The 23,368-nt window shown below is 70.5% G+C and carries 23 protein-coding genes; 10 read left to right on the top strand and 13 right to left on the bottom strand.

What is annotated here, in order from left to right; translation table 11 throughout:
- Positions 1–16: 16 nt before the first annotated feature.
- Positions 17–745, top strand: coding sequence for a hypothetical protein (locus tag ABGB12_RS10510; RefSeq protein WP_347676438.1), 729 nt, complete (start codon positions 17–19; stop codon positions 743–745).
- A gap of 88 nt (positions 746–833) precedes the next feature.
- On the opposite strand, the gene ABGB12_RS10505 is transcribed toward ABGB12_RS10510, so the two are convergent.
- Complete coding sequence (locus tag ABGB12_RS10505) at positions 834–2,024, bottom strand: acetyl-CoA acetyltransferase (RefSeq protein ID WP_347676436.1); 1,191 nt, start codon at positions 2,022–2,024, stop codon at positions 834–836.
- Position 2,025: 1 nt separating this feature from the next.
- Entirely contained in the window at positions 2,026–3,432 is a 1,407-nt protein-coding gene (locus ABGB12_RS10500) for an OB-fold domain-containing protein (RefSeq protein ID WP_347676434.1), read from the bottom strand.
- 57 nt (positions 3,433–3,489) lie between these two features.
- Between ABGB12_RS10500 and ABGB12_RS10495 the strand changes: the two genes are divergently transcribed.
- Positions 3,490–4,704 (top strand): CoA transferase, encoded by a 1,215-nt coding sequence (locus ABGB12_RS10495; protein ID WP_347676432.1) that lies wholly within the window; start codon positions 3,490–3,492, stop codon positions 4,702–4,704.
- 10 nt (positions 4,705–4,714) lie between these two features.
- Here the strand turns inward: ABGB12_RS10495 and ABGB12_RS10490 are convergent, their stop codons facing one another.
- Positions 4,715–5,404: a PaaI family thioesterase gene (locus ABGB12_RS10490; RefSeq protein ID WP_347676430.1), complete on the bottom strand. Its 690-nt coding sequence runs from the start codon at positions 5,402–5,404 to the stop codon at positions 4,715–4,717.
- A 96-nt stretch (positions 5,405–5,500) separates the two neighbouring features.
- On the opposite strand from ABGB12_RS10490, the gene ABGB12_RS10485 reads away from it, so the two are divergent.
- Positions 5,501–6,133, top strand: coding sequence for a TetR/AcrR family transcriptional regulator (locus tag ABGB12_RS10485; protein WP_347676428.1), 633 nt, complete (start codon positions 5,501–5,503; stop codon positions 6,131–6,133).
- Positions 6,134–6,144: 11 nt separating this feature from the next.
- Here the strand turns inward: ABGB12_RS10485 and ABGB12_RS10480 are convergent, their stop codons facing one another.
- Positions 6,145–6,960: an enoyl-CoA hydratase/isomerase family protein gene (locus tag ABGB12_RS10480; protein WP_347676426.1), complete on the bottom strand. Its 816-nt coding sequence runs from the start codon at positions 6,958–6,960 to the stop codon at positions 6,145–6,147.
- 14 nt (positions 6,961–6,974) lie between these two features.
- Complete coding sequence (locus ABGB12_RS10475; RefSeq protein WP_347676424.1) at positions 6,975–8,618, bottom strand: AMP-binding protein; 1,644 nt, start codon at positions 8,616–8,618, stop codon at positions 6,975–6,977.
- A 161-nt stretch (positions 8,619–8,779) separates the two neighbouring features.
- Here ABGB12_RS10475 and ABGB12_RS10470 point away from each other — a divergent pair, with 161 nt between their 5' ends.
- Positions 8,780–10,063 carry an amidohydrolase family protein gene (locus tag ABGB12_RS10470; protein WP_347676422.1) on the top strand — a complete coding sequence of 428 codons (1,284 nt, stop codon included), beginning with the start codon at positions 8,780–8,782 and terminating at the stop codon, positions 10,061–10,063.
- Positions 10,064–10,094: 31 nt separating this feature from the next.
- On the opposite strand, the gene ABGB12_RS10465 is transcribed toward ABGB12_RS10470, so the two are convergent.
- The 5 genes from ABGB12_RS10465 to ABGB12_RS10445 form a co-directional block, all read right to left on the bottom strand.
- Positions 10,095–10,850: a GntR family transcriptional regulator gene (locus ABGB12_RS10465; RefSeq protein WP_347677697.1), complete on the bottom strand. Its 756-nt coding sequence runs from the start codon at positions 10,848–10,850 to the stop codon at positions 10,095–10,097.
- A 113-nt stretch (positions 10,851–10,963) separates the two neighbouring features.
- A complete protein-coding gene (locus ABGB12_RS10460; RefSeq protein ID WP_347676420.1) occupies positions 10,964–12,202 on the bottom strand; it encodes an amidohydrolase family protein in 1,239 nt (412 codons plus the stop codon).
- 77 nt (positions 12,203–12,279) lie between these two features.
- The gene (locus ABGB12_RS10455; protein WP_347676418.1) at positions 12,280–12,987 is read right to left on the bottom strand and encodes a helix-turn-helix domain-containing protein; all 708 of its coding nucleotides are present in this window, start codon (positions 12,985–12,987) and stop codon (positions 12,280–12,282) included.
- On the bottom strand, positions 12,980–13,960 hold the full coding sequence (locus tag ABGB12_RS10450; RefSeq protein WP_347676416.1) for a Rieske 2Fe-2S domain-containing protein: 981 nt from the start codon (positions 13,958–13,960) through the stop codon (positions 12,980–12,982). The genes ABGB12_RS10455 and ABGB12_RS10450 overlap by 8 nt, the downstream gene beginning before the upstream one ends.
- Before the next feature lie 98 nt (positions 13,961–14,058).
- A complete protein-coding gene (locus ABGB12_RS10445; RefSeq protein ID WP_347676414.1) occupies positions 14,059–15,249 on the bottom strand; it encodes a CaiB/BaiF CoA-transferase family protein in 1,191 nt (396 codons plus the stop codon).
- A 67-nt stretch (positions 15,250–15,316) separates the two neighbouring features.
- Here ABGB12_RS10445 and ABGB12_RS10440 point away from each other — a divergent pair, with 67 nt between their 5' ends.
- Together ABGB12_RS10440 and ABGB12_RS10435 are read left to right on the top strand one after the other, a co-directional pair.
- The gene (locus ABGB12_RS10440) at positions 15,317–16,093 is read left to right on the top strand and encodes an enoyl-CoA hydratase-related protein (protein WP_347676412.1); all 777 of its coding nucleotides are present in this window, start codon (positions 15,317–15,319) and stop codon (positions 16,091–16,093) included.
- A gap of 44 nt (positions 16,094–16,137) precedes the next feature.
- Positions 16,138–16,872: a GntR family transcriptional regulator gene (locus tag ABGB12_RS10435; protein WP_347676410.1), complete on the top strand. Its 735-nt coding sequence runs from the start codon at positions 16,138–16,140 to the stop codon at positions 16,870–16,872.
- 30 nt (positions 16,873–16,902) lie between these two features.
- Here ABGB12_RS10435 and ABGB12_RS10430 read toward each other — a convergent pair whose 3' ends face one another.
- Together ABGB12_RS10430 and ABGB12_RS10425 are read right to left on the bottom strand one after the other, a co-directional pair.
- Entirely contained in the window at positions 16,903–18,066 is a 1,164-nt protein-coding gene (locus tag ABGB12_RS10430) for a thiolase family protein (RefSeq protein ID WP_347676408.1), read from the bottom strand.
- Between the two features lie 70 nt (positions 18,067–18,136).
- Complete coding sequence (locus ABGB12_RS10425) at positions 18,137–18,898, bottom strand: SDR family NAD(P)-dependent oxidoreductase (protein ID WP_347676406.1); 762 nt, start codon at positions 18,896–18,898, stop codon at positions 18,137–18,139.
- A gap of 77 nt (positions 18,899–18,975) precedes the next feature.
- On the opposite strand from ABGB12_RS10425, the gene ABGB12_RS10420 reads away from it, so the two are divergent.
- The 3 genes from ABGB12_RS10420 to fabG are packed head-to-tail and all read left to right on the top strand — an operon-like array spanning position 18,976 to position 21,450.
- Positions 18,976–19,428, top strand: a complete 453-nt coding sequence (locus ABGB12_RS10420; protein ID WP_347676404.1) for a MaoC family dehydratase — start codon at positions 18,976–18,978, stop codon at positions 19,426–19,428.
- A gap of 22 nt (positions 19,429–19,450) precedes the next feature.
- Positions 19,451–20,665: an acetyl-CoA C-acetyltransferase gene (locus ABGB12_RS10415; protein ID WP_347676402.1), complete on the top strand. Its 1,215-nt coding sequence runs from the start codon at positions 19,451–19,453 to the stop codon at positions 20,663–20,665.
- A 41-nt stretch (positions 20,666–20,706) separates the two neighbouring features.
- The gene (gene fabG / locus ABGB12_RS10410) at positions 20,707–21,450 is read left to right on the top strand and encodes a 3-oxoacyl-ACP reductase FabG (RefSeq protein WP_347676400.1); all 744 of its coding nucleotides are present in this window, start codon (positions 20,707–20,709) and stop codon (positions 21,448–21,450) included.
- 3 nt (positions 21,451–21,453) lie between these two features.
- Here fabG and ABGB12_RS10405 read toward each other — a convergent pair whose 3' ends face one another.
- Positions 21,454–21,879 (bottom strand): nuclear transport factor 2 family protein, encoded by a 426-nt coding sequence (locus ABGB12_RS10405; protein WP_347676398.1) that lies wholly within the window; start codon positions 21,877–21,879, stop codon positions 21,454–21,456.
- Between the two features lie 128 nt (positions 21,880–22,007).
- On the opposite strand from ABGB12_RS10405, the gene ABGB12_RS10400 reads away from it, so the two are divergent.
- The gene (locus ABGB12_RS10400) at positions 22,008–23,354 is read left to right on the top strand and encodes an ABC transporter substrate-binding protein (protein WP_347676396.1); all 1,347 of its coding nucleotides are present in this window, start codon (positions 22,008–22,010) and stop codon (positions 23,352–23,354) included.
- Positions 23,355–23,368: the final 14 nt, after the last annotated feature.

Raw genomic sequence — 23,368 nt, 5'->3', positions numbered from 1 at the left:
GAAGTCTGGGGAGCGCGTGAACGACAAGGTCTACATCCACGAGTTCATCCACATCACCAAGCAGAACCGCGCCCGCTACATGCACCACATGACGGCCAACTGGAGCCCGATCGCCCAGGAGCAGCGGCACCAGCTCTGCTACGGCGTGTGGGGCGTCGTCGGCAGCACCGGTCCCTGGCCCCAGACGGTGAACATGTGGGAGGAGGACGGCTTCGACGGGCTCGCCTCGTCCTTCCGGCTGGAGTTCGGCAACAGGATCCTGCAGGACCCCGCGCTGGAGAAGTGGTGGGCCGCCGCCGCCGACCTGCGCTCGGGCGGATTCGACCGGATCGTCGTCCCGCACCCGGAGACCCTCACCATCGAGCAGCTGTGCGCGGCCGGGGCCGGCGGCGAGGTCTACGCCCACGAGCTCGTCAGGGTGGAGCCCGGCTCGGCGTGGCGCTTCCTCGACGCCGTGATGGAGGGAGCCGAGGCCGCCGAGGACCGTACCGGCTGGAAGCTGGCCGGCGCCTTCGCCACGGCGATGCACAACCTCGACGAGTGCCTGCTGTTGTGGAGCATCCCCACCTGGGAGAAATGGGGAGCGGCGGAGAAGGACCAGATCCACGGCGAGGGCATCCTGCCCTCCAAAGCCTCCGATCTCATCCGCGAACGGGAGCGGCTCCTCCTCGTCGACGCCCCGCTGTCGCCGTTCCGCACCGGCCGCCAGCCCTCCCGAGACGACCGCACCGACTGGACGGACTGACCAGGTCCCGCCCGGAGAGGCACCCTGGCATCGCGCCGGGAGTACGGGCGGCGGCGATCCCTCACCTGCGCCGCCGCCCATACCCGTCTCAGTCCGTGCCGAGGATCGACACGAAGCTCACCATCTCCCCCGGGTAGCCGCCCAGGTTGTGGGTCAGCGCCAGGGAGCGGGAACCGTAGGTGGAGATGCGACGGTCATCCGGAGCCTCACCGCGCAGTTGCAGCCATGCCTCGAACATCATGCGCAGCCCGGACGCCCCCACCGGGTGCCCGAATGACTTGAGTCCGCCGTCCGGGTTGACCGGCAGCTCGCCGTCCAGGTCGAACGCCCCGTCCAGGATCCGCTTCCAGGCCGTGCCGCGCTCGGCCAGCCCCAGGTCCTCCAGGAGCACCAGCTCGGTCGGGGTGAAGCAGTCATGCACCTCGGCCATCGCCAGTTCCTCGGCGGGTGAGGTGACACCGGCCTGGGCATAGGCGTCCCGGGCGGAGGCGGCGACTTCCGGGAAGGTCGTGTAATCGTAGGCGGGATCCATCAGACCCGAGCCGTCTCCCACCACGAACGACAGGGCCTTGATGAACAGCGGCTTGTCCGTGTACCGGTGGGCGTCCTCGGCGCGGACGACGACCGCCGCCGCCGAGCCGTCGGCCACGCCCGCGCAGTCGAAGACCGACAGTCCCCCGGCCACCGCCGGCATCGAGCACAGTTTCTCGACGGACATCTCCTTGCGGAACTGCGCGCGGGGGTTGCGGGCCCCGTTGGCGTGGTTCTTGGAGGCGATGCGGGCCAGGACCGTCCGCATCTCGCCGGGATCGACCCCGTAACGGCGGGCATAGGCGGGGGCGACCATCGAGAACATCGCCGCGGCCGTCAGCGTGCGCTGGGTGCCGTCGTTCGGGATGGGGAAGGCGTTGAGCCCCTGGTAGCCGGAATCCTTCACCTTCTCCACGCCGACGGCCATCGTCACGTCGTAGGCCCCGCTGGCCACCGCGTAGGCGGCTTGACGCAGCGCCTCCGAGCCGGTCGCGCAGTAGTTCTCCACGCGGGTGACGGGCTTGTCCTTCAGCCGCAGCGGCTTGGAGAGCGTCAGGCCGCTCATGCCCGACTGGGCGGTGCCCAGCCAGTAGGCGTCGATCTGCTCCTTGTCGATCCCGGCCGAGGCGAACGCCTCTCCGGTGGACGCCAGCAGCAGTTCGTCGACGCCCTTGTCCCAGTGCTCGGTGAAGCGGGTGCAGCCCATGCCGACGATGGCCACCCGGTCCTTGATGCCGTGCGAGCCCATCTCAGCCCTCCTTCTCCGGTACAGGCGCGGAGCCGCGCAGCGGCCGGGCCTTCCAGAAGTAGTTGTGGATCCCGTCGGAGGTGAACAGCCTGCGGAAGGTCGGCTCCACCCGCCCTCCGATCTCGACTTCGTCCTCGTCCACATCGGTGAGCTCGATGGGCAGCCGCCCGCCGCCGTCGAAGTCGACGACCGCGAACACCACCGGCGGGCTCGGCGAATAGGCCAGCCGATCGACGGTGAAGGTGACGATCGTGCCCGCCGTCGCGGCCATCGGTGCGGCCTTCTCGTCCAACGGGGACGGAGGCATGCGCACCATGCCCTCTTTGCCCCGAGAGCCGACGAAGCCGAACTTCCAGTCCCGGTTGCGGTTGGCCGCGGAGGAAGACGGGCGGGCGGGTTCGGGCCTGCGCGGCGGCTCGACCGGCAGCAGCCCGCGCCAGGCGAGATAGGTGCCGTAGGCGACCGGCGCACCGGAGGCGATCTGAGTCTTCACCGGGCGTTCCACCCGGTGCTCCGCCAGCGCGGCGGTGGTGCGGAGGACGAAGGCGTCCGCGCCGTCGGACAGGGACAGCAGGACGACGACGCGTCCTTCGGCGGGGTCGGCTTCGAGCGCGGCGGCCAGCAGCAGTGCGGGCTGGGCGGCTCCGACGTTGCCGACGGTGCCGTCCAGCCGGTCGGCCACGTGTTCGGCCGGGACGCCCGAGCGGCCCGCGACAGCCTTGGCCGCCCGGCCGTGCAGACCCGCGACGATGAGGGTGTCCACGTCTGCGGCGTCGATCCCGGCCTCGCCGAGGGCGAGTTTCAGCGCCTCGGCACCGAGCGCGGTGTAGTGGGTCTCGCCGAAGCGCTCCTCCCACAGCCGGGAGGCCACCTCGCCGGGCACCCGCCAGCGGTCGAGGAACTCCTCCGTCACCGAGGCGCGGCCGAGGAGCTCGGCGACGACCGGACCGTCGGAGTCGGAGCCGACGAGCAGGGCCGCCGCGCCGTCGCCTCCGGCCGCCTCGTCGGGCCCGCCGGGCAGTCCGCCGCGCAGGTCCGCGGCGACCATGAGCACCGGGCCGGTGGCGTCGCAGGCGGCACGCAGCGCGCCGAGAGCGGAACGGACGGAGCCGACGGCGTCGTAGGCGGGCACGTCCCTGCCCAGGCGCAAAGCCGCGTGGAGGGTCGTGGCGTTCGTGCGGTCGAGGTAAGGGGGTTCGGTGGTGGCGAACCAGAGGGTCCTCGGCTCGGCCGGGGCACCGTGCAGGGCGGACCGGGCCGCCGCGACGCCGAGGGTGATCGCATCCTCGTCATAGGAGGCGACGGTCCGGGTGCCCCGGCCTCCTCCTGTGCCCGCCACCGCCTTGATGGCCTGACGGTCGAGTCTCCGGTGGGGCAGGTAGCCGCCCCAGGACAGGATTCCGCGCATACCGGCACCCTACTCGTAGATTGCATAAAAGATCTAATCTGCAATTAGACTCCTCCTATGACTCAGGGTGAAACCCGGCCCCTGGACGGCATCCGCGTCCTGGCGCTGGAACAGATGCAGGCGCTCCCGTATGCGACCCAGCTGCTGGCCCGGCTGGGCGCCGAGGTCGTCAAGATCGAACCCCCGGCCGGCGACTCCGGGCGCGGCTCGCTGCCGGCGATGACCGACCCCGAAGGCAGACGCGTCGGCGCCACCTTCCTGCGCAACAACCTCGGCAAGAGCAGCGTCTGCGTCGACCTCAAGAACCCGCGCGGCCGGGAACTCGTCCTGGAGATGGCCCCGAGGTTCGACGTCATCGCCGAGAACTCCAAGGCGGGCGCGATGGCGCGCCTCGGCCTCGGCTACTCCGACCTCGCGGCCGTCCACCCGGCGGGCATCTATGTCTCGGTCTCCGGCTTCGGCAACACCGTGCCCACCCCCTACCAGGACTGGCCCGCCTTCGCTCCCATCGTCGAGGCCATGTCCGGCGTCTACGAGATGAAGCGCACCGGCGACGAGCCGCCCCGCGTCTCCCCCGTCGGCGCGCTCGGCGACATCGGCGCCGCCCTCTTCGCCGCCATCGGCATCCTCGCCGCGCTGCGCCAGCGCGAGGCCACCGGCCGCGGCCAGTACGTCGACATCGCCATGTTCGACACGATGATCGCGATGACCGACATCGTCACCAACTTCTGGTCCATGGGCCTGCGCAACGGCGACGTCGGACCGCTCATCATGCACGGCTTCCGCGCCAAGGACGGCTGGTTCGTGCTCCAGGTCGCCCGCGAGCGGCACTTCGCCGAGCTCGCCGACCTGATCGGCCGTCCCGAGTGGAAGGACGACCCGCGCCTGGCCACCCGGCAGGGCTGGGTCGAGCACCTGGAGACCGTCCTGCGCCCCGCCGTCGAAGGCTGGGCCGCCGGTCTCGGCAAGGTCGAGGCCTGCGACCTGCTGGGCAGGGCGGGCATCGCCGCGGGCCCGTGCCTCAGCGACGCCGAGGTCGTCGCCGACCCCCATGTCCGGGCCAGGAACATGCTGGTGGAACTCCCCCGCACCGACGGGGTGGAGCAGCCCGTCCTCATCCCCGGCAACCCCGTCCGGCTGAGCGACGCGGCCCCGGCCCGGGACGGGCGCCCGCCGTGGCTGGGCGAGCACACCGACCCGGTCCTGGAGCGCGAGCTGGGACTCGGCCCGGCCGAGCTGGCCGAGCTGCGCGCCGGGAAGGTGATCTTCTGAGCGCCGCCGCTCAGCCGGCCTTTCCGGCCGACACCCGAGCCGCCATCCGCGCGATCTGCTCCCGGTCGAGCAGCGCGAACTCGCCCACCGCCTCCGCGGTGACGCGACCGTTCTGCGTCAGCCGGCCGACCGTGCGCACCGAGCGCTCCTCGCGGTGCTCCACCCACCCCTCCAGCACGCTGGGCGTGTTCAGCAGGGTCGGCCGCCGGTACCGGATCTCCAGCCGGGCCGTCGGCCCGGCCAGGCCCTCGACGACGTTGGCGGCGGCGAGGAGGGTGTCGAACGCCGCGGCGATCATCGCTCCGTGCACACAGCCGGGAGGCCCCTCGTAGGGCCGGGTGAACGCGCCCCTCATCACGGCCTTCGGCGGCTCGAGGGCGATCTCCATCGGGAGCGCCAGCGGATTGTGCCTGCCGATCACCACGTCGAACGGCATCCGCTCGGCCAGATCGGGCAGCCCTTCGGGCTCCGGCTGGTGCACCACCGTGTTGGGCAGCGGAATGTCGGGGACATGGCTCTCCAGGACGTCCGCGATCGCGTTCAGATCCCGCACTGCGGCCGAAGTGACGTCGGCGGGGGCGGTGGTGGCGGTGGTCAGCCCGATCAGCCGGCGCACGGCGTCGGCCAGCTCCGCCGACACGTCCTTTCTCCCCTCCAGCACGGGATGGACGAGATCGTTCGGGGACGGGGCGGAATCCATGGGTGCTCCTTCTGCGAGGGCGGTCGCGCGGGTCGGGGCCGGGAGGTACCAGGCCTATACGATGTTTCCTGCCGTGAAAAGGGGGATCGCACTTCGATGAGCGAGCGAAGCCTGCGGGAGCAGCGCCGGGAACGCCGCCGCGAGCTCGGCCGCGACCAGATCCTGGAAGTGGCCGAGGAGGTCTTCGCGCGCAAGGGGTTCCACGAGGCGTCCCTGCGGGAGATCGCCGAGCTCGCCGAGTACTCCGTCGGCGCGGTCTACGGCTTCTTCAGCGGCAAGGACGAGCTGTACCGGGAGATCTTCCTGCGCCGGGCCGTGGTGTTCATGTCCGGTATGAAGGAGGTCGTCTCCTCCCCCCGGCCGCCGCACCGGCAGCTGCTGGAGCTGGCCGAGTGGCAGGTGGAGTTCTTCCGCCGCCATCCGGAGTACGGACGGCTGGTGCTGCGCAGCGGCGCCATCGCCTCCGCGCTGACCGGGGCCCCCTCCGACGCCGAGATCCTCGCCAATTTCCGGCGGGCCCAGGAGATGCAGGCCGACCTGTTCCGGCGCGGCCAGCGGGAAGGACTGCTCAAGGACGGCGACCCGCACCTGCTGGCACGGATGTTCTCCGGGCTGGTCAGCGCCTTCCAGGCCAGCGAGCTGACGCGGGAGGAGCCGCAGACCGGTCCCCTCCCCCTGTCGACGCTGCTGGAGACGGTCGAGGCCGCCTTCGTGACCGCAGAGCCCTGAGGCCGGTCGTCTCAGAGCCTGCCGCCGGTGCGGAACTCCGGGGGCACCCAGGACGGGTCGCGCCGCTCGGCGAAGGCCTTTCCGCCCTCCCTCATCTCCTCGTTGTAGAGCAGCGCGTCGAACGTCATGCGGTCGACGCGGTCGTAGTTGTCGTTGATGATCCGCTTGATGTGCAGCCTGGCCTGCGGCGCGGTCCTGGCGATCTGGACCGCGACCTCTTCGGCCACGGCGCGCACTTGGTCGTCGGGCACGACCCGGGTGAACATGCCCCACTCCTCGGCCTCCCTGGCGGTCACCACCCTGCCGGTGAGCAGCATGTCCCTGGCGCGGGCGATGCCGATCTGGGCGGGCAGGTAGGCCGCGTACCCGGTGTCGGCGATGCCGCGGAACAGCTCCGGAGCCCGCACCGTGACGCTCTCCCCCGCCACCGCGACGTCCGAGAGCATCGCGATGAGCAGGCCGCCGCCCTGCGCGACGCCGTTCACCGCGGAGACGACCGGTTTCGGGGAGCGCCTGATCGCCTCGAAGGGGGTGGAGTCGATGCCCAGCAGATCGGGGAAGTCCAGCCAGCGGTCCGGCTCTCTGCCGCGCAGTTCACCGCCGGGCATGAACATGTCGCCGGTCCCGGTGATGATCAGCGCGGCGAGCCCGGGGTCCTTGTTGAGCAGGTCGACCGCGCGCCGGACGCCGAAGTACATGGCGCTGGTCAGCGCGTTGCGCGCGTCGGGACGGTCCACCACGCACCAGGCCAGCGGCCCCTCGCGTTCGAAGCGCAGGTAGGGGGTGCCCAGGTCGTCGCCTTTGAGGCCCGTCGGTTCGGGGTTCATCGTTCCGGCTCCCATCAGCGGCGCTCGAAGGTCACGCCGGCGGCTTCGCGGTCCCAGGTGGCGGGGGTGACGCCCTCGTCCTTGAGCAGGTTCTTGGTGGTGCGCCCGGTCTGGCTCATCGGCAGCCCGGCGCGGAACTCGAAGTAGCGGGGCACCGCGTAGTAGGGCAGCCGGTCGATCGACCAGCGGCACAACGCCTCCTCGGTGAGGGCGACGCCGTCCTTGAGGACGACGGTCGCCTTGACGTCGTCCTCACTGACCTCGCTCGCCACCGCGTGCACGCACACGTCCTTGACACCGGGGTGTTCGTGGAACACCTTCTCCAGTTCCCAGCTGGAGATGTTCTCCCCCCGGCGGCGCATGTAGTCGGCCTTGCGGTCGACGAAGAACAGGTAGCCGTCCTCGTCGACCCTGCCGATGTCGCCGGTGTGGAACCACAGGTTGCGCCAGGCCTCGACGGTGGCCTCGGGGCGCTGCCAGTAGCCCTCGAACATCACGTGCGGCATCCGGGGCCGGCAGACGATCTCGCCCGCCTCTCCCGCGGGCATCTCGTGGTCGTCGTCGTCGAAGATCTTGACGATGAACCCGTCGGAGTTGACGATGCCCGCCGAACCCGGCTTACCCGGCTCGCCCGGCGGCAGCCAAGAGATCAGCGAGGCCTCGGTGGTGCCGTAGGCGTTGCTGAACGTGGTGATCCCGAACCTCTCGCGGTAGATCTCGTCGATCTCCGGGGGCATGGGCGCGCCGGTCAGCAGCCGCAGCGTGGTGTTGGCCCCGCGGCCGCCCGTCGTGCCGGGCCTTTTCGCCTCCGGGTGGTCGGCGGCCTTGGCGACGAGGACGGCCAGCGAGCCCAGCAGCGAGGCGATGGTGGCGCCGGTGCGGTTGATCTCCGGCCAGAACCCCGAGACGGAGAACCTGCGGGAGAGCGCGGCCCGGCCTCCGCTGATCATCGTGCCGGTGAGCATGCACGAGATGGCGTTGAAGTGGAAGAGGGGCAGCGGGCTCCACACGACGTCCTCGGGGGTGCGGCCCCAGGAGGAGATGATCTGCCCGGCGATGGACAGGTGGTAGTTGTGGCTGAGCGCGCAGCCCTTGGACGGGCCGGTGGTGCCGCCGGTGTAGACGATGGTGCCCAGGTCCGAGGGGCGGACCGTGACGTCCGGACGGGAGTCGTCGGCCCCCAGCAGGTCCTCCCACGCGTGCAGGGACCAGCGCCCTCCGGTCTCGGCCACCGCGTCCCGTCCTCCCACGACGACCACGTGCTCCACGGTCTCGAGGGAGCCGAGCAGTTCCAGCGGGCGCTCTGCCAGGTCGCCGGAGACGATGACGACGGAGGCCGTCGCGTCGGACAGCTGGTGGCGCAGCATCGGGCCCTTGAGCGCGGTGTTCACCGGAACGGAGATCGCGCCGAGCTTGTGGATGGCGAACCAGGACACCACGGCGGCGGGGCCGTTCTCCAGCATGGTGGCGACCGTGGAGCCGTGCCGGACGCCCAGTGAGGCGAGCGCGTTGGCGACCCGGTTGGCCTCCCGGTCCATCTCCGCCGCGGTGTAGGGGGTGCCGCAGCAGTCCAGGAACGGTCCGTCCGGGTCCCGGTCGAGGCGGCGGTCCAGCAGTTCGAGCAGGGTGCTCTGCTCGACGTTCACCCAGTCGGACATTCCGCCCTCCTTCAGGGTAGGTGGCCTGAATATATTATCTAATCTACTTTTTGAGACAAGGCCGCTCATACCCCTTGTCCTCTCGACTGAACTACGGTTCACTTTTTTGAGACAAGGGTTCAGAGCTCGATCGCCCCTCCCTCCCTGCCCCGAGGAGCACCGTGAACGCCGAAGACCTGATCATGATCAGCGTGGACGACCACGTGGTGGAGCCGCCGAACCTCTTCGACGGCCACATCCCGGCCAAGTACAAGGACAGCGCCCCCAAGGTCATCACGAAGAGGGACGGCTCGGACGTCTGGACGTTCAACGGGTCGACCATCCCCAACATCGGGCTCAACGCGGTCGCCGGGCGCCCCAAGGAGGAGTACGGCATCGAGCCGACCGCCTTCGACGAGATCCGGCCCGGCACCTACGACATCCACGAGCGCATCAAGGACATGAACGCCGGCGGCATCCTCGCCTCGATGAACTTCCCGTCCTTCCCCGGCTTCAGCGGCAGGCTCTTCGCCGCGGCCGAGGACAAGGAACTCGCCCTCGCGGTGCTGCGCGCCTACAACGACTGGCACATCGACGAATGGGCCGGCACCTACCCCGGCCGCATCATCCCGATGGCGCTGCCCGTCCTGTGGGACGCCGAGGAATGCGCCCGCGAGGTGCGGCGGGTCGCCAAGAAGGGCTGCCGCTCGCTGACCTTCACCGAGAACCCCGCCACCCTGGGCTACCCCAGTTTCCACAACGCCTACTGGGACCCGCTGTGGAAGGCCGTCTCCGACGAGGGCGTCGTCGTCTCCATCCACCTCGGCTCCTCCGGCCGGCTGTCGGTGACCGCCCCCGACGCCCCGATCGACGTCATGATCACCCTGCAGCCGATGAACATCTGCCAGGCCGCCGCCGACCTGCTGTGGTCACGGGTGCTGAAGACCTTCCCGGACATCCGCTTCGCGCTGTCCGAGGGCGGCACCGGCTGGATCCCCTACTTCCTGGACCGCATCGACCGCACCTACGACATGCACCACCTGTGGACCGGCCAGGACTTCGGCGACAGGCTCCCCAGCGAGGTCTTCCGCGAGCACTTCCTGACCTGCTTCATCTCCGACCCCGTCGGCGTCCAGCTGCGGCACATGATCGGCATCGACAACATCGCCTGGGAATGCGACTACCCGCACTCGGACTCCTCCTGGCCCCACGCCCCCGAGGAACTCGCCGCGGTCGCCGCAGGCGTACCCGCCGACGAACTCAACAAGATCACCTATGAGAACGCGATGCGCTGGTACTCCTTCGACCCGTTCGTGAACGGCCGCACCAGACAGACGGCCACCGTCGGCGCGCTGCGCGCCGAGGCCGGCGACCACGACGTGAGCATCCGCTCCCGCGACAAGGGCCGGTTCACCAAGTCCGTCGGCATCGAGATGGGCAAGCTCGCCGAGCAGGCCACCGCCTGACCGGGGCACGCCGGGTGGCCCCGCTCACAGGTCACCCGGCGGAGGCGGCCTTCTCGCCTGAGTCCTCGTCGTCGAACATGCCGCGGCCGCGGAACAGCTCGACCACGAGGTCGCCCTGCCGGCGCAGCATGGTGGCGTACTCGCGCTCGGCCAGCTCGGGGTAGCCGCGTTCGATCGCGGTGACGATGGCGGCCACGCCCTCCCGCTCGACCACGTCCGTGCCGGGGACCAGCGCGAAGAAGTTACCGGGCACGATGTCGGTCATCTGGCGCAGCATGGTGCGCAGCCGGGGCGACTGGGCGGCGTCGATCACCGTGCGGTGGAAGTCCAGGGTGAGCCGGTGCAGGGTCTCGGGGTCCTCGGCCGCGGCGATCTGCTGCTGCAGGGCCTTCAGCGGCTTGGCGAGCTCGGGGCCCCTGCGCTCGACCGCGCGGCGGACGCCGAACCCGTAGAACAGCCCGTACAGCTCGTAGTGGTCGCGGACCGACAGCTCGTCGAGCGCGTTCACGAAGGCGCCGCGGTGCGGGATGATCGTGGTCCAGCCCTCGCGCTCCAGCGCGATGAGGGCCTCGCGGACCGGGATGCGGGAGACGCCGAGAGCCTGGGCGATGGCGTCCTGCGGGACCCGCTGGCCCTGCTTGAGCACCCCGTCGAAGATCAGCTTGCGGACGTAGAGCCGGACCTGTTCCCCGCTGCTCATCCGGGCCAGGTTCCCGCCGGGCAGCGCTCCCGGCCCCTCGTGCCCGGGCAGGGCCTCGGCCGTTACCGCTTCCTGACGGCGCACCATCTCGTTCACGTCCCCGGTTCAGGGGGTGACCCCCTGTCACCCGTCTCAAACATAAGATATCAGTCTGGCGGGCCCGGAGCCGATCACTCCGGACCCGCCACGGCTGTGACCTCTCACTCCTCGGGCAGGTCGAGCCCGAGCAGCCGGATGGCGTTCCCCCGGGCGATCTTGTTGATGGACCGCTGGTCCAGGTGCCCGTACTGCAGGGCCGCCTCCTCCCGCGAACGCGGCCAGGTCCCGTCCTGGTGCGGGTAGTCGGTCTCGAACGTGACGTTGTCCAGACCCACCTTGTCCAGCAGTTCGACGCCGACCGCGTCCTTGAAGAAGCAACTGGTGATCTGCCGGTAGTAGTAGGTCGACGGCGGCTCGGGGCAGTTCTCCTGGCCCCTGGCCCAGCCGCGGTGCGTCTCCCAGACGTCGTCGATCCGCTCCAGCAGGTAGGGGATCCAGCCGATCTGGGCCTCGGCGTACAGCAGCTTCAGGTCGGGGAATCGGTGCAGCACGCCGGAGAACAGGAAGTCGGTCATGCTGGCGACGCTGTTGCCGAAGATGATCGTCGCGCCGACCGCGCCCGGGGCGTCCGGGGAGGTCTGCGGGGTCCTGGTGCCCGAGCCGATGTGCATCGACAGGACGGTCCCGGTCTCGGCGCAGGCGGCGAAGAACGGATCCCAGTAGCGCGAGTGGAGGCTGGGCAGGCCCAGGTAGGCGGGCAGTTCACTGAAGGCCACGGCGCGCACGCCCCGGGCGGCGTTGCGGCGGACCTCGGCGACGGCCAGGTCCACGTCCCACAGCGGGACGACGCACAGCGGGATGAGCCTGCCGCCGCCGGAGCCGCACCACTCCTCGACCATCCAGTCGTTGTAGGCCTCGACCGAGAGCCTCGCCAGCTCGCGGTCCTTGCCCCACAGGAAGATCTGGCCGCAGAAGCGCGGGTAGTTGGGGAAGCACATCTGGGCTTCGACTCCGTTGAGGTCCATGTCCGCCAGGCGCTCGGAGGGGATCCAGCAGCCGGGCCGCATGTCGTCGTAGGTGATGCCTTCGTTGGTGACCTCGTCGGCGGGCACGCCCGCGGCGGCGATGTACCTCTTGATCTGGGTCATGACGCCTTCGTAGTTCCACCAGGCCACGTCGGGGCCTTCGGTGCCGGGCGTCTCCACGTACCTGCCGTCGACGAGCTTCACGTCGCCGGCCGGGGCGTGGACGATGCGGGGCCCGCTGTCACGGAGCCGGGCGGGGAGCCTGGAGCTCCACAGGTTCGGCGGCTCGACGACGTGGGCGTCCACGTCGACGAGCCGGGGGATCTTGGCCAGACGGTCCTCGAGCACGTCCGGACGGATGACCTGCTCCGTCACGAGACCCTCCTTGATATTGGATTCTATATACAGAGTATGCGACAAAAACCTTCCGGGCGAGCCCGGGGAAGACGACGTCAGGCGGACGCCGGATCGAAGAGCGCCGCCGCGATCCGCGCGGTCTCCGCGCCGACCGGGGCCGTCAGCGCGGCCACGGTCATGTCCACGAGGTTCGCCGTCATCAGCGGCAGCGGCAGCAGACTGCGCCGATTGTCCGGGGCGTCCTCCAGCGCGGCCCGGTCCGCCAGGACGTGCAGGACCGACTGCGAGGCCAGGAAGAGCCGCTCGACGGCCAGTTCGCGGGGCATCACCGCGCTCATCAGCGCGATGAGCCGCCGCGACGCCCCGGTCAGGGCCGGATCGACCAGGTACTGGACCTCTTCGACGGTCAGCCGCGGCCGGTTCAGCGCCGACGCCCAGATCCGGATCGCGGCGCGGGGACTGGGCCCCAGCGCCAGGTACTCGGCGAGCGGCAGGACGATCACCTCGGTCAGCGCCCGGACGTCCTCCTGGCGCCCGTCCCCCACCAACCCGGCGTACAGCTCCTCGTGCCGGGCCCGCAGCCACGGCCCGTGCCGCTGCATGATCGCCTGGACCAGGCCGTCCCTGCCCCCGAAGTGGTAGTGCAGCGAGGCGGTGCTGCGCTGGCCGGCGGCGCTGTTGATCTCGTTGAGGGACACCCCCTCGATGCCCCGCTCGGCCATGAGCCGCTCCGCGGCGTCGAGGATCCGCTGCCTGGTCCCGGCGCCGCGGCCACCGCGCCCGCTCTCCGCTCGTTCAGACACCGGTGCCTTCCAGTCGTTTGACGCGGTTGGGCGTCCAGGGACGCTCCGGAACCTCCTCACCATAGAACTGCCCGGCCCAGTGCCGGAACTCGATGATCGGCCCGTCGCCCTTGATCAGCAGCGGTTTCTCGACGTAGACCTTGTTCTCCCAGATCGGCACGTCCTCGGCGATCGCCTCCACGAAGGTGTTGATCATCCGCTCGGAGAACTTCTGCATGGACCTGGGGAAGGTGAACACCCAGCGGATGTGCACGTTCTCCTCGTCCACCGGGGACACCGAGGAGACGAAGGACATGACGCCCTTCAGCCGCAGCGCGCCCAGGCCCAGGCCATAGGACTTGCGGACGAAGTCCAGCGGGTAGACCTTGCCCTCCTTGTTCTTGAACTCCTGCCGCTCGGTGACGGTCTTGACGAAGCCGTCGTACTCGACCTCGCCGCTGGGCACCGACTCCATGCCGTGCACGTACTTGAAGTGCACGTAGTCGGCGTTGTTCTCGGCCATCTCCTGACAGCAGGTGGCGAAGTGGAACTCGTGGAAGACCGGCTCGGACCAGTCCTCGTCGTCGAACTCCTCCATCTCCGGCATCGGGATGTAGGGGGCGGCGCCGCCGAGCTGGTGCCAGGCGAAGATCAGGCCGAAGCGCTCGACCACGGGGTAGGCGCGGACGCGGGCCTTGGGCGACGGCTCGGCGTCGGTGTAGGGCACCTCCACGCAGCGGCCGGAGACGCCGTCGTAGCGCCAGGCGTGGAAGGGGCACTCCAGGAGTTGTCCGGCGACCCGGCCTCCCTTGGCGAGGTTGGCGCCCAGGTGCACGCAGTAGGCGTCGACCACGCGGGCCTCGCCGTCGACGGTGCGGAAGACGGCCAGGTCGCGGCCGAAGTAGTGGGCCGGGATCACTTTCCCGGCCGCGACCTCGTCGGACCGGGCCACGGCGAACCAGCCGTTGGGGATCGGGAAGGGGAACCGGGACATGTCGTCCTCCCGTGACGGAGCGGGTTTAGAGAGAACTCTTTAAAAGTTCTCTTCAATCGGAAGATAGCAGCGGGTGGCGGGCGTCACCAGGGCCGGACTCAGGCCTTTTCCCCGATGACGCCCTCCACTCGCAGGCGCTCCAGCTCGTCCGAGCCGTAGCCCAGTTCGCGCAGGATCGGCTCGGAGTGCTCGCCCAGAGCGGGGACCGCGTCCAGCCGCCAGTCCCAGTCGTCGCATTCGGGGGGCGGCAGCAGCACGGTCACCGGGCCCTCCGGGCTGTCGACCTCACGCCAGCGGTTCCGCTCCGACAACTGCGGGTGCGCCACCACCTCGGTGGGCGTGTTGAGCCTGGCGTGCCCGAGGCCCGCCTCCTCGGCGAGACAGCGCGCCTCGGCGAGCGTGACGCCCGAGGCCCAGGACGTGATGACCTCGTCGAGTTCGGCGCGGCGGGCCACCCGGTCGCTGTTCGTGGCGTAGCGGGGGTCCTCCGCGAGGTCGGGACGGCCCAGGACCCGGGCGGCCAGGCGCTGCCACTCGCGGTCGTTGGTGGTGCCCAGGACCAGGGTCTGGCCGTCGGCGGTCGGGTAGGCGCCGTACGGGGAGACCATCGGGGAGCTCAGCCCGTTGGGCCGCACGTCGAAACCGCCGTAGCGGGCCTGGTTGAGCGCGAAGCCCATCCATTCGGCGACCGCGTCGAAGAGGCCGACCGAGACCGAAGCGCCCTTCCCTGTGCGCTCGCGGACGTACAGGGCGGTGAGGACGCTCGTCAGCGCGTACATGCCGGCGCCGATGTCGGCGATCGGGATGCCCGGCTTGGCGGGGTCCTCCGGGGTTCCGGTGATGGCGCAGGAGCCGGCCTCGGCCTGGACGAGCAGGTCGTAGGCGCGGGCGAGGGCGTACGGACCGCCGCGGCCGTAGCCGGAGATGTCCACGGTGATCAGCCTCGGGTGGCGTTCCCGCAGTTCGGCGGAGTCCAGCCCGAGCCTCGCGGCGGCGCCGGGGGCGAGGTTCTGCACCAGGACGTCGGCCTTCGCCAGCAGTCTGGCCAGGATCTCCCGGCCCTCGGGCCGCTTGAGGTCGAGGGCGAGGGACTCCTTGTTGCGGTTGGCCCACACGAAGTGCGCGGCCATGCCGTGCACGACGTCGTCGTAGCCGCGGGCGAAGTCGCCGCCGCCGCGGTTCTCCACCTTGATGACCCTGGCCCCGAGGTCGCCCAGGTGGCGTGTGCAGACGGGGGCCGCGACGGCCTGCTCCACCGCGACGACGAGGACTCCGGCCAGCGGCTGCATCGATCACCCCAGCAAAGCGATTTGATTATGTATAAAATAGCATCTTGATGTCGAGTAAGGAGAGATCATGAGCGGATCTCCGGAGACCCTGGTGCGCGTCACCGTCGACGACGGGGTGGGCGTGCTGGTGCTGGACGATCCGCGCCACCGCAACGCCCTGTCCAAGAAGGTGAGCGACGATCTGGCGCGGGCGGTGGACACCGCTCTGGAGGGCGGTGCGCGGGCACTGGTGCTCACCGCCGAGCCTCCTGTCTTCTGCGCCGGCGGCTCCCTCGACGGGCTGCTCGACCGGACGGTGCCGCTCTCGGAGATGTACGCGGGCATGGAACGCCTCGCCTCGGCCCCCGTGCCCACCATCGCGGCGGTCGCCGGCCCCGCCATCGGGGCGGGCGTCAACCTTCCCCTGGCCTGCGACGTCATCGTCGCCTCACCCGACGCCCGGTTCGACCCCCGGTTCCTGGACGTCGGCATCCATCCCGGCGGCGGCCACCTGTGGCGGCTGGCGGAGCGGGTGGGCGCGCAGGGCGCGGCGGCGCTCGTCCTGTGCGGGGACCTCCTCACCGGAGAGGAGGCCGCGGCCAAGGGCCTGGCCTGGCGCTGCGTGCCGGAGGACGAACTGAAGCCGACCGCGCTGGCCCTGGCCCGGCGGGCCGCCGGACGTTCCGCACCGCTGGTGCGCCGTACGAAGCGGACACTGCTGGAGAGCCTCTCCCTGGCCTCCCCCGAAGAAGCGGCGAAGCTGGAACTCGCCGCGCAGGAGTGGTCCGTCGAGCAGCCGGAGTTCAGCGAGACCGTCCGCGCGATCCGGCGCGGCCTGGCGAAGCGCCGGGTGAAGGACGACTGACCCTCACCAGAACAACGCATACTTCAGATGATTAAGGGGTTTCCGTGTCCGCAGACGCAGCGGCCGCCACCGGCGCCTCCCTGCCTCCCCCTGGGGAGGCCATGGTCCGCCGCAGCAGCGGAGAGCAGGCCGCGCTCTACATCCGCAGGCTCATCTTCGACGGGCGGCTCCGCCAGGGCGACCGCGTCCCCCAGGACGAGATCGCCCGCACGCTGGGCGTCAGCCGGATCCCGGTGCGCGAGGCGCTGCTCTCGTTGGAGCGGGAGGGCTGGGTGACCATCCGGCCGCACCGGGGGGCGTTCATCGGCTCCCTGGACGAGGCCGCCGTACGCGACCACTACGCGCTCTACGGCCTCGTCTACGGTTTCGCCGCGCAGCGTGCCGCCGAGCGCCGCACCCCCGAGACGGCCGACCGGCTCGGCGCGGTGTGCGACCGGCTCGACGGCGAGGACGACCCCGCGGTGGTGGCGCGCCTGAACCGCGAGTTCGACGGGCTCATCATGAAGACGGCCAGCTCGCCCCGGCTGCGGGCGGTGCTGCGGGCCATGGTCGGCATCGTGCCCGGCAACTTCTTCGCCCTCGTGCCCGGTGCCGTCGAGGTGGAGCGCGCGGGCAGCAGGACAGTCCTGGAGGCGATCGCCGCCGGTGACGGCAAGGCCGCGGCCTCGGCCTACGCCGACATGCTCCAGCGCCAGGGCGACCTGGTCGCCGACCTGTTCAAGAGCCGCGGCCTGTTCACCGGCCGGGCCGCCGACGAGGCGGACCCGGCGGAGCACTGAGCCCGCCGGTCCGCCTCTCACCTCGTCCGCTCAGAGGGCTTCCAGGACCAGGGCGGAGCCCATTCCGCCGCCCGCGCACATGGAGACGCAGCCCAGGGCGGCGCCCCGGCGGCGCAGTTCGCCGATCATCGTGACGACCATGCGGGCGCCGGTCGCGGCGATCGGATGGCCCAGGCCGCAGCCGCTGCCGTTCACATTGACGATGTCATGGTCGAGGCCGAGTTCGCGGCTGCACGCCACGGCGACGGTCGCGAACGCCTCGTTGATCTCGAACAGGTCGATGTCGGAGAGCTTCAACCCGCCCCGTTCCACCGCCTTGGGCACCGCCAGTGTGGGCGCGAGGCCGGTGCGCTCGGGCGCGACGCCCACCGACCCCCACGAGACGATCCGTGCCAGCGGGCTGAGCCCGTGCGCGCGGGCGTAGTCGCCGGAGACGACCACGAGCGCCGCGGCGGCGTCGTTGAGCCCGGCGGAGTTGCCCGCCGTGACGACCGCCCCGTCCAGTTCGGGGTGCAGCACCGGAAGCCCGGCCAGCCGCTCCTGCGTGGTGTCGGCGCGCGGGTGCTCGTCGGTGGTGAAGAGAGAGCCGTCCGGCAGCGTGACCGGCACGATCTCGTCGGCGAACCGGCCCTCGGCGACGGACGCCGCCGCCCGCAGATGGGAGCTCACCGCCCAGGCGTCGGCCTGCTCCCTGCTCACCCCGGCCAGCCGCGCGGTGTTCTCCCCCACCGTCAGCGGCATGTCCCACGGCGGGGCCTGCGGGGTGGCCGGGTGGCTCGGCGACATCCACCTCTGGTGGTCGCGCGCCGAGGCCGGGATGGACTTGAGCGTCCACGGCATCGAGCTCAGGCTCTCGGTCCCTCCCGCCACGACCACTTTGTCCATGCCCGCCATGATGGAACCGGCCGCGATCTGCACCGCGCTCAGCCCGGCCGCGCAGTGCCGGTTGTCGGCGAGGCCGGGAAGGTGCTCCAACCCCGCCTCCACCGCCACATAACGCCCGATGACGCCGCCGCCCTGCAGCGACTCGGCGAGCACCAGGTCGTCGAAGTCCTCCGCCGGCACCCCGGACCGCCCGATCGCCGCGGTCACCGCGGTCCGCGCCAGCCGGAACGCGTCCACGTCCACCAGCGATCCCTTGTGGGACCGTGCGATCGGCGTCCTGGCCACGGCGACGATCACCGCTTCACTCATCAGAGCTCCTTCTCGTTGCCGGCCCGGAGAGCCGGGCGGAGTGGACTTGCCACGGGGAACCGGCCCCACCTCACTTGGGGGCGAAGCGCTGGCCGCCGTCGAGGCGGATGGTCTGGCCGTTGAGCATGGGGTTCTTGATGATGGACTCGGCGAGCCAGGCGAACTCGACGGGCTGTCCGGGGCGGCGGGGGAAGGCCGCGTCCTTGGTGAGCTCGGCGACGATCTCCTCGGGGGCGCCCTCCAGGAGACCGGTGGCGAAGAGGCTGGGGGCTATGGCCATGACGCGGATGCCCAGGCTGCCCAGGTCGCGGGCCATGGTCAGGCTCATGCCGGCGATGCCCGCCTTGGCGGCGGTGTAGGAGACCTGGCCGATCTGACCCTCGAACGCGGCGATCGAGGCGGTGTTGATGATGACGCCGCGCTCGCCGTTCGCGTCGGGCTCGTTCTTGCTCATGTGCCAGGCCTGGAGGCGGTTGAGGTTGAACGTGGCGATGAGGTTGAGCTCGATGATCCGGCGGAACTCCGCGAGCGGGAGCGGGCCGTTCCTTCCGATGGTGCGTTTGCTGGTGCCGCCGCCGGCGGTGTTGACGGCGATGTGGAGGGCGCCGTGGGCTTCGAGGACCGCGTCGATGGCGGCCTCGGTGCCTTCCTCGTCGGTGACGTCGCAGGGGTGGAAGGTCGCGTCCAGGGCGGCGGCCGCCTCGGGGCCCCGGCCGTTCGGGAGGTCCACGATCGCGACCGCGGCCCCCTGCGCCGCGAGCAGTTCCGCGGTGGCCCTGCCCATCCCGGAGCCGCCGCCGACGATCACTGCCACTTTCTTCGCTGCGTCCATCCGGTCCTCCGGCTCTCGTGATCTCAAGAAGAATCTATTTTGATACAGTATCTTAAATATTGATTAGAGGAGGCGCCATGCGGGTGCTCAACGGTGTCGACGAGATCCGGGCGGCCGTCGGCCATCACCTCGGCTACAGCGGATACCGCACGGTCACGCAGAAGGACATCGACACCTTCGCCGAACTGACCGGCGACGACCAGTGGATCCACGTGGACGCCGAGCGGGCCGCCCAGGGCCCCTACGGACGCACCATCGCCCACGGCCTGCTGACCCTGTCCCTCGGCCCGAGGCTCGTCCGGGAGATCTACCGGATCGAGGGCATGAAGATGGGCGTCAACTACGGCTACGACCGCATCCGGTTCCCCTCCCCCGTGCCCGTCGACTCCAAGGTCCGGGTCGGCGCCGAAATCGAGGACGTGGAGGACGCGAGCGGCGGGCTGCTCGTCAGGCTCCGCTTCACTTGGGAGGTCGAAGGGGCTTCCAAACCCGCGTGCGTCGCCTCCATGCTGTTGCGTTACGTCCTCTGAAGCCCTCGAAGGAGACGACGACATGCGCGAAGCCGTCATCTGTGAGCCCGTACGCACCTCCGTGGGCCGTTACGGCGGATCGTTCAAGGACGTCCCCGCCGTCGACCTCGCCGCCGCGGTGCTGCGCGGCCTGATCGACCGCACCGGCCTGACCTCCGCCGACATCGACGAGGTGTTCCTCGGCCAGTGCTACCCCAACTCCGACGCCCCCGCGATCGGCCGGGTCGCCGCGCTGGACGCAGGCCTGGACGTGTCCGTCACCGGCCTTCAGCTCGACCGGCGCTGCGGCTCGGGCCTGCAGGCGGTCCTCAACGCCGCCATGCAGGTGCAGACCGGCGTGAGTGAACTGATCGTGGCGGGCGGCGCGGAGAGCATGAGCTCCGCCGCCTTCTACACCACCGACATGCGCTGGGGCGTGCGCGGCCCGGCGCTGGAACTGCACGACGGGCTCGCACGGGGCCGTGTCACGGCGGGCGGGAGGTTCCACCCGGTGCCCGGCGGCATGCTCGAGACCGCGGAGAACCTGCGCGCCGAGTACGGGATCCCCCGTCAGGAGCAGGACGAGCTGGCGCTGCGCTCGCACCGGCGCGCCGTCGCCGCCCAGCAGGCCGGCGTGTTCGCCCAGGAGATCGTCCCCGTCACCGTGAAGACCCGCAAGGGCGAGGTGACGGTCGACGCCGACGAGCACCCCCGCCCGGACATCTCGCTGGAGGCGCTCGCGCGGCTGAAGCCCGTCCTGGGCAGCCGGGACCCGCAGGCCACGGTGACGGCCGGCAACGCCAGCGGCCAGAACGACGGCGCGTCGGCGTGCGTCGTCACCCATCGGGAGAACGCCGAACGCCTCGGGCTCCGCCCGCTGGCCCGGCTGGTCTCCTGGGCCGTCGCCGGGGTGCCGCCCCGGACGATGGGCATCGGACCGGTGCCCTCCACCGCGCTGGCGCTGGAGCGGGCCGGGCTGAAGCTCTCCGACATCGACCTGATCGAGCTCAACGAGGCGTTCGCCGCCCAGGTGCTGGCCTGCGCCAAGGAGTGGGAGTTCGGCGACGCCGACTGGGAGCGCACCAACGTGCACGGCTCGGGCATCTCCCTCGGCCATCCGGTCGGCGCGACCGGCGGGCGGATCCTGGCCACCCTGCTGCGCGAACTCGACCGAAGGCAGGGCCGCTACGGCCTGGAGACCATGTGCATCGGCGGCGGCCAGGGCCTCACCGCCGTCTTCGAGCGCCTCGCGGATTGACCCCGCGCCCACACGGACCGTTCGAGGGAAAGGAAGGCCGGATGGACCTGCTGGAAGGACGTTCCGCGATCATCACCGGCGCGGCCCAGGGCATCGGCCTGGCCATCGCCAAGGTCTTCGCCGGGGCGGGAGCGCGCCTGGTCGTCGCCGACATCGACGAGAAGGCGGCGGCGGAGGCCGTCAAGGAACTGGCCGCGTCGGGTGCCACGGCGCTGGCCGTCCGCTGCGACGTCACGCACGAGGACGACGTCGAGGCGATGGTGCAGGCCTGCGCCACCGAGTTCGGCTCGGTGGACGTCCTGGTGAACAACGCGGGGATCACCCGGGACGCGACCCTGCGGAAGATGACGGCCGAGCAGTTCCGCCAGGTCATGGACGTGCACCTGTTCGGCACCTGGCTGGGCATGAAGTACGCCTCGCTGAAGATGCGCGAGCAGGGCGGCGGCTCGATCGTGAACATCTCGTCGATCTCCGGCAAGGTCGGCCTGGTGGGCCAGACGAACTACAGCGCGGCCAAGGCCGGGATCGTCGGCATGACCAAGGCCGGGGCCAAGGAGCTGGCGCACCTGGGCGTGCGCGTCAACGCGATCCAGCCGGGCCTGGTGCGCACCGCGATGACCGAGGCGCTGCGCCCGGACATCTGGGCCGAGAAGCTGGCCGGCGTCCCGATGGGCCGGGCCGCCGAACCCGAGGAGGTCGGCAGGGTCGCCCTGTTCCTGGCCAGCGACCTGTCGAGCTATATGACCGGCACCGTCCTGGAGGTCACCGGCGGCCGCCACATGTGACGGTCAGCCCGGGGTGATGAGGCGTTCGGCGAGCTTCCAGCCGTGTTCGGTGCGGCGGAAGGCGTCGCGGTAGGCGCCCATGGAGCGCAGGGTCGGGGTGGTCGTGGTGTCGGTGAAGAACTGCCAGTAGGACTCCGCGACCGCCCTGTCCCCCTGGACGGAGACCGCGACGGTGCTGATGAGGTGGCGGCTTCGGGAGCCGGGGCCGGTGACGCCCTCGGCACGGCGGGCGGCTCCGGAGGCGACGATCTCCTCGCGGCTGTTCTTCACCGGGACGCCGGGCATCTCCCATCGGGCGTCCTCGGTGAACAGCTCGCCGTACTCGGCTAGGTCGCCGGCGTCGGAGCCCTGCGCGATCCTGGCCAGGACGTTGCGGATCTCCAGCTCGTCCGCCACGTCGTTCCGTGCCTTTCCGCCCTGCGTGTCCATGGGTCATGCCTTTCCGGTTCACGGCGGATCTTCGTCCGCCCCTGCTTGTCGTAAAATAGATTTTATATATAAGTTGGGATCGCGTGTCCCAGTGATCCGCCGCCCCCGGCGGCTCGAAGGAGGTCCCGATGTCCGACCAGGATGCCCCGCGCTACGCAGAGCGCCTGTTCCCCGCCCCGGTGGACCACGGGATCGCCCGGGAGGACCGTGCCGCGGCCACGGTGCGGTCGGGCACGGACACCGAGACCGGCGCGCATGAGAACGAGCTGTGGTACCAGGGCAGCGGGCGCATCGGCGAGAAGGCCGTCGAGTCGATCGTCGTCTACCCGCCCACCCGCGGCGTGGTCGGCCAGGGCGACCCGTTCGAACCCGTCAAGATCGGCCTGCTCATCGACATGGACCTCGGGCAGCTGCTGTCCGACACCATCGACCCCATCATCCTGGCGATCGAGGACGCGCTGAACGAAGGCGTCTACGACCGGCCCGTGGAGATCATCACCGTGGACGCACGAGGCCTGCCGCGCGAGAACTACCTGAAAGTCCACCACGGATACCAGAAGCTCGTCGACGCGGGCTGCGTCGTGGTGATCGGGCCGTTCATCTCCGACAACTCCGTGAACCTCTGCGACAAGGTCAACGCCACCGGGGTGGCGTGCATCGGCTGGACCGGCACCACCCGGTTCGCCGGCGAGTACTGCTTCACCGTCGCCAACGGCGACATCCCCACCGAGGGCGCGATGGCCGCCGACTGGTGCTTCCGCAACGGCTACGAGAAGGTCGGCTTCTTCTGGGAGCAGGGCTCCTCGGGCGACCTGTACTCCGACTTCTTCCGCGACTACGCGCGCCGGTACGACCTGGAGATCATCAAGGAGGTCTGCCTCGGCCCGAACCCGCGCGGCTTCCAGCGGCACCTGGAGACCATGCGCGACCAGGGCGCCCAGAGCATCGTCTACATGGGCTACGGCTACTCCACCTTCCACTTCGCCAAGGCCTTCAAGGCCCTGGACTGGGATCCGCCCCGCTTCATGGGCACGGCGTTCATGTTCTACTCCAACTCCAACGCGTGGGCCGAAGGTCTCGAAGGGTGGCACGGCGTCGACCAGCTCGGCGAGGACGGCGCCAACCCCAACTACGAGGCGATGATGGAGCGGTTCGAAGCCCGCTTCGGACGCACCAGCCGCAACGTCGTCGTCGCCCTGTCCTACGACAGCGCCCGCGCCGCGATCCACGGCATCGCAGGAGCCCGCATCGCCACCCCCAAGGAGGTGAAGCTCGGCCTGGAGAAGATCAAGTGGATGCCCTGCACCAACGGCGGTCCCGGCTGCTACATCACCTTCGCCGAGTACGACCACCGCGGCTACAAGGGCGACTTCCTGACGATCCGCGAGCTGCGCGACGGGAACCTGCACTTCCGCGGCTACCACCGCCCGCAGTGGCCGTCCAACACCCGCTCACCGCTGCTCAAGCAGAACTGACCTTCCGAGGAAGA

Origin of the sequence: Actinocorallia sp. B10E7 (genome assembly GCF_039871655.1) — a bacterium.
Lineage (GTDB): Bacteria > Actinomycetota > Actinomycetes > Streptosporangiales > Streptosporangiaceae > Actinocorallia.
Note: the sequence above shows the minus strand (reverse complement) of the source record. Positions and strands in the feature narration are given on the sequence as shown.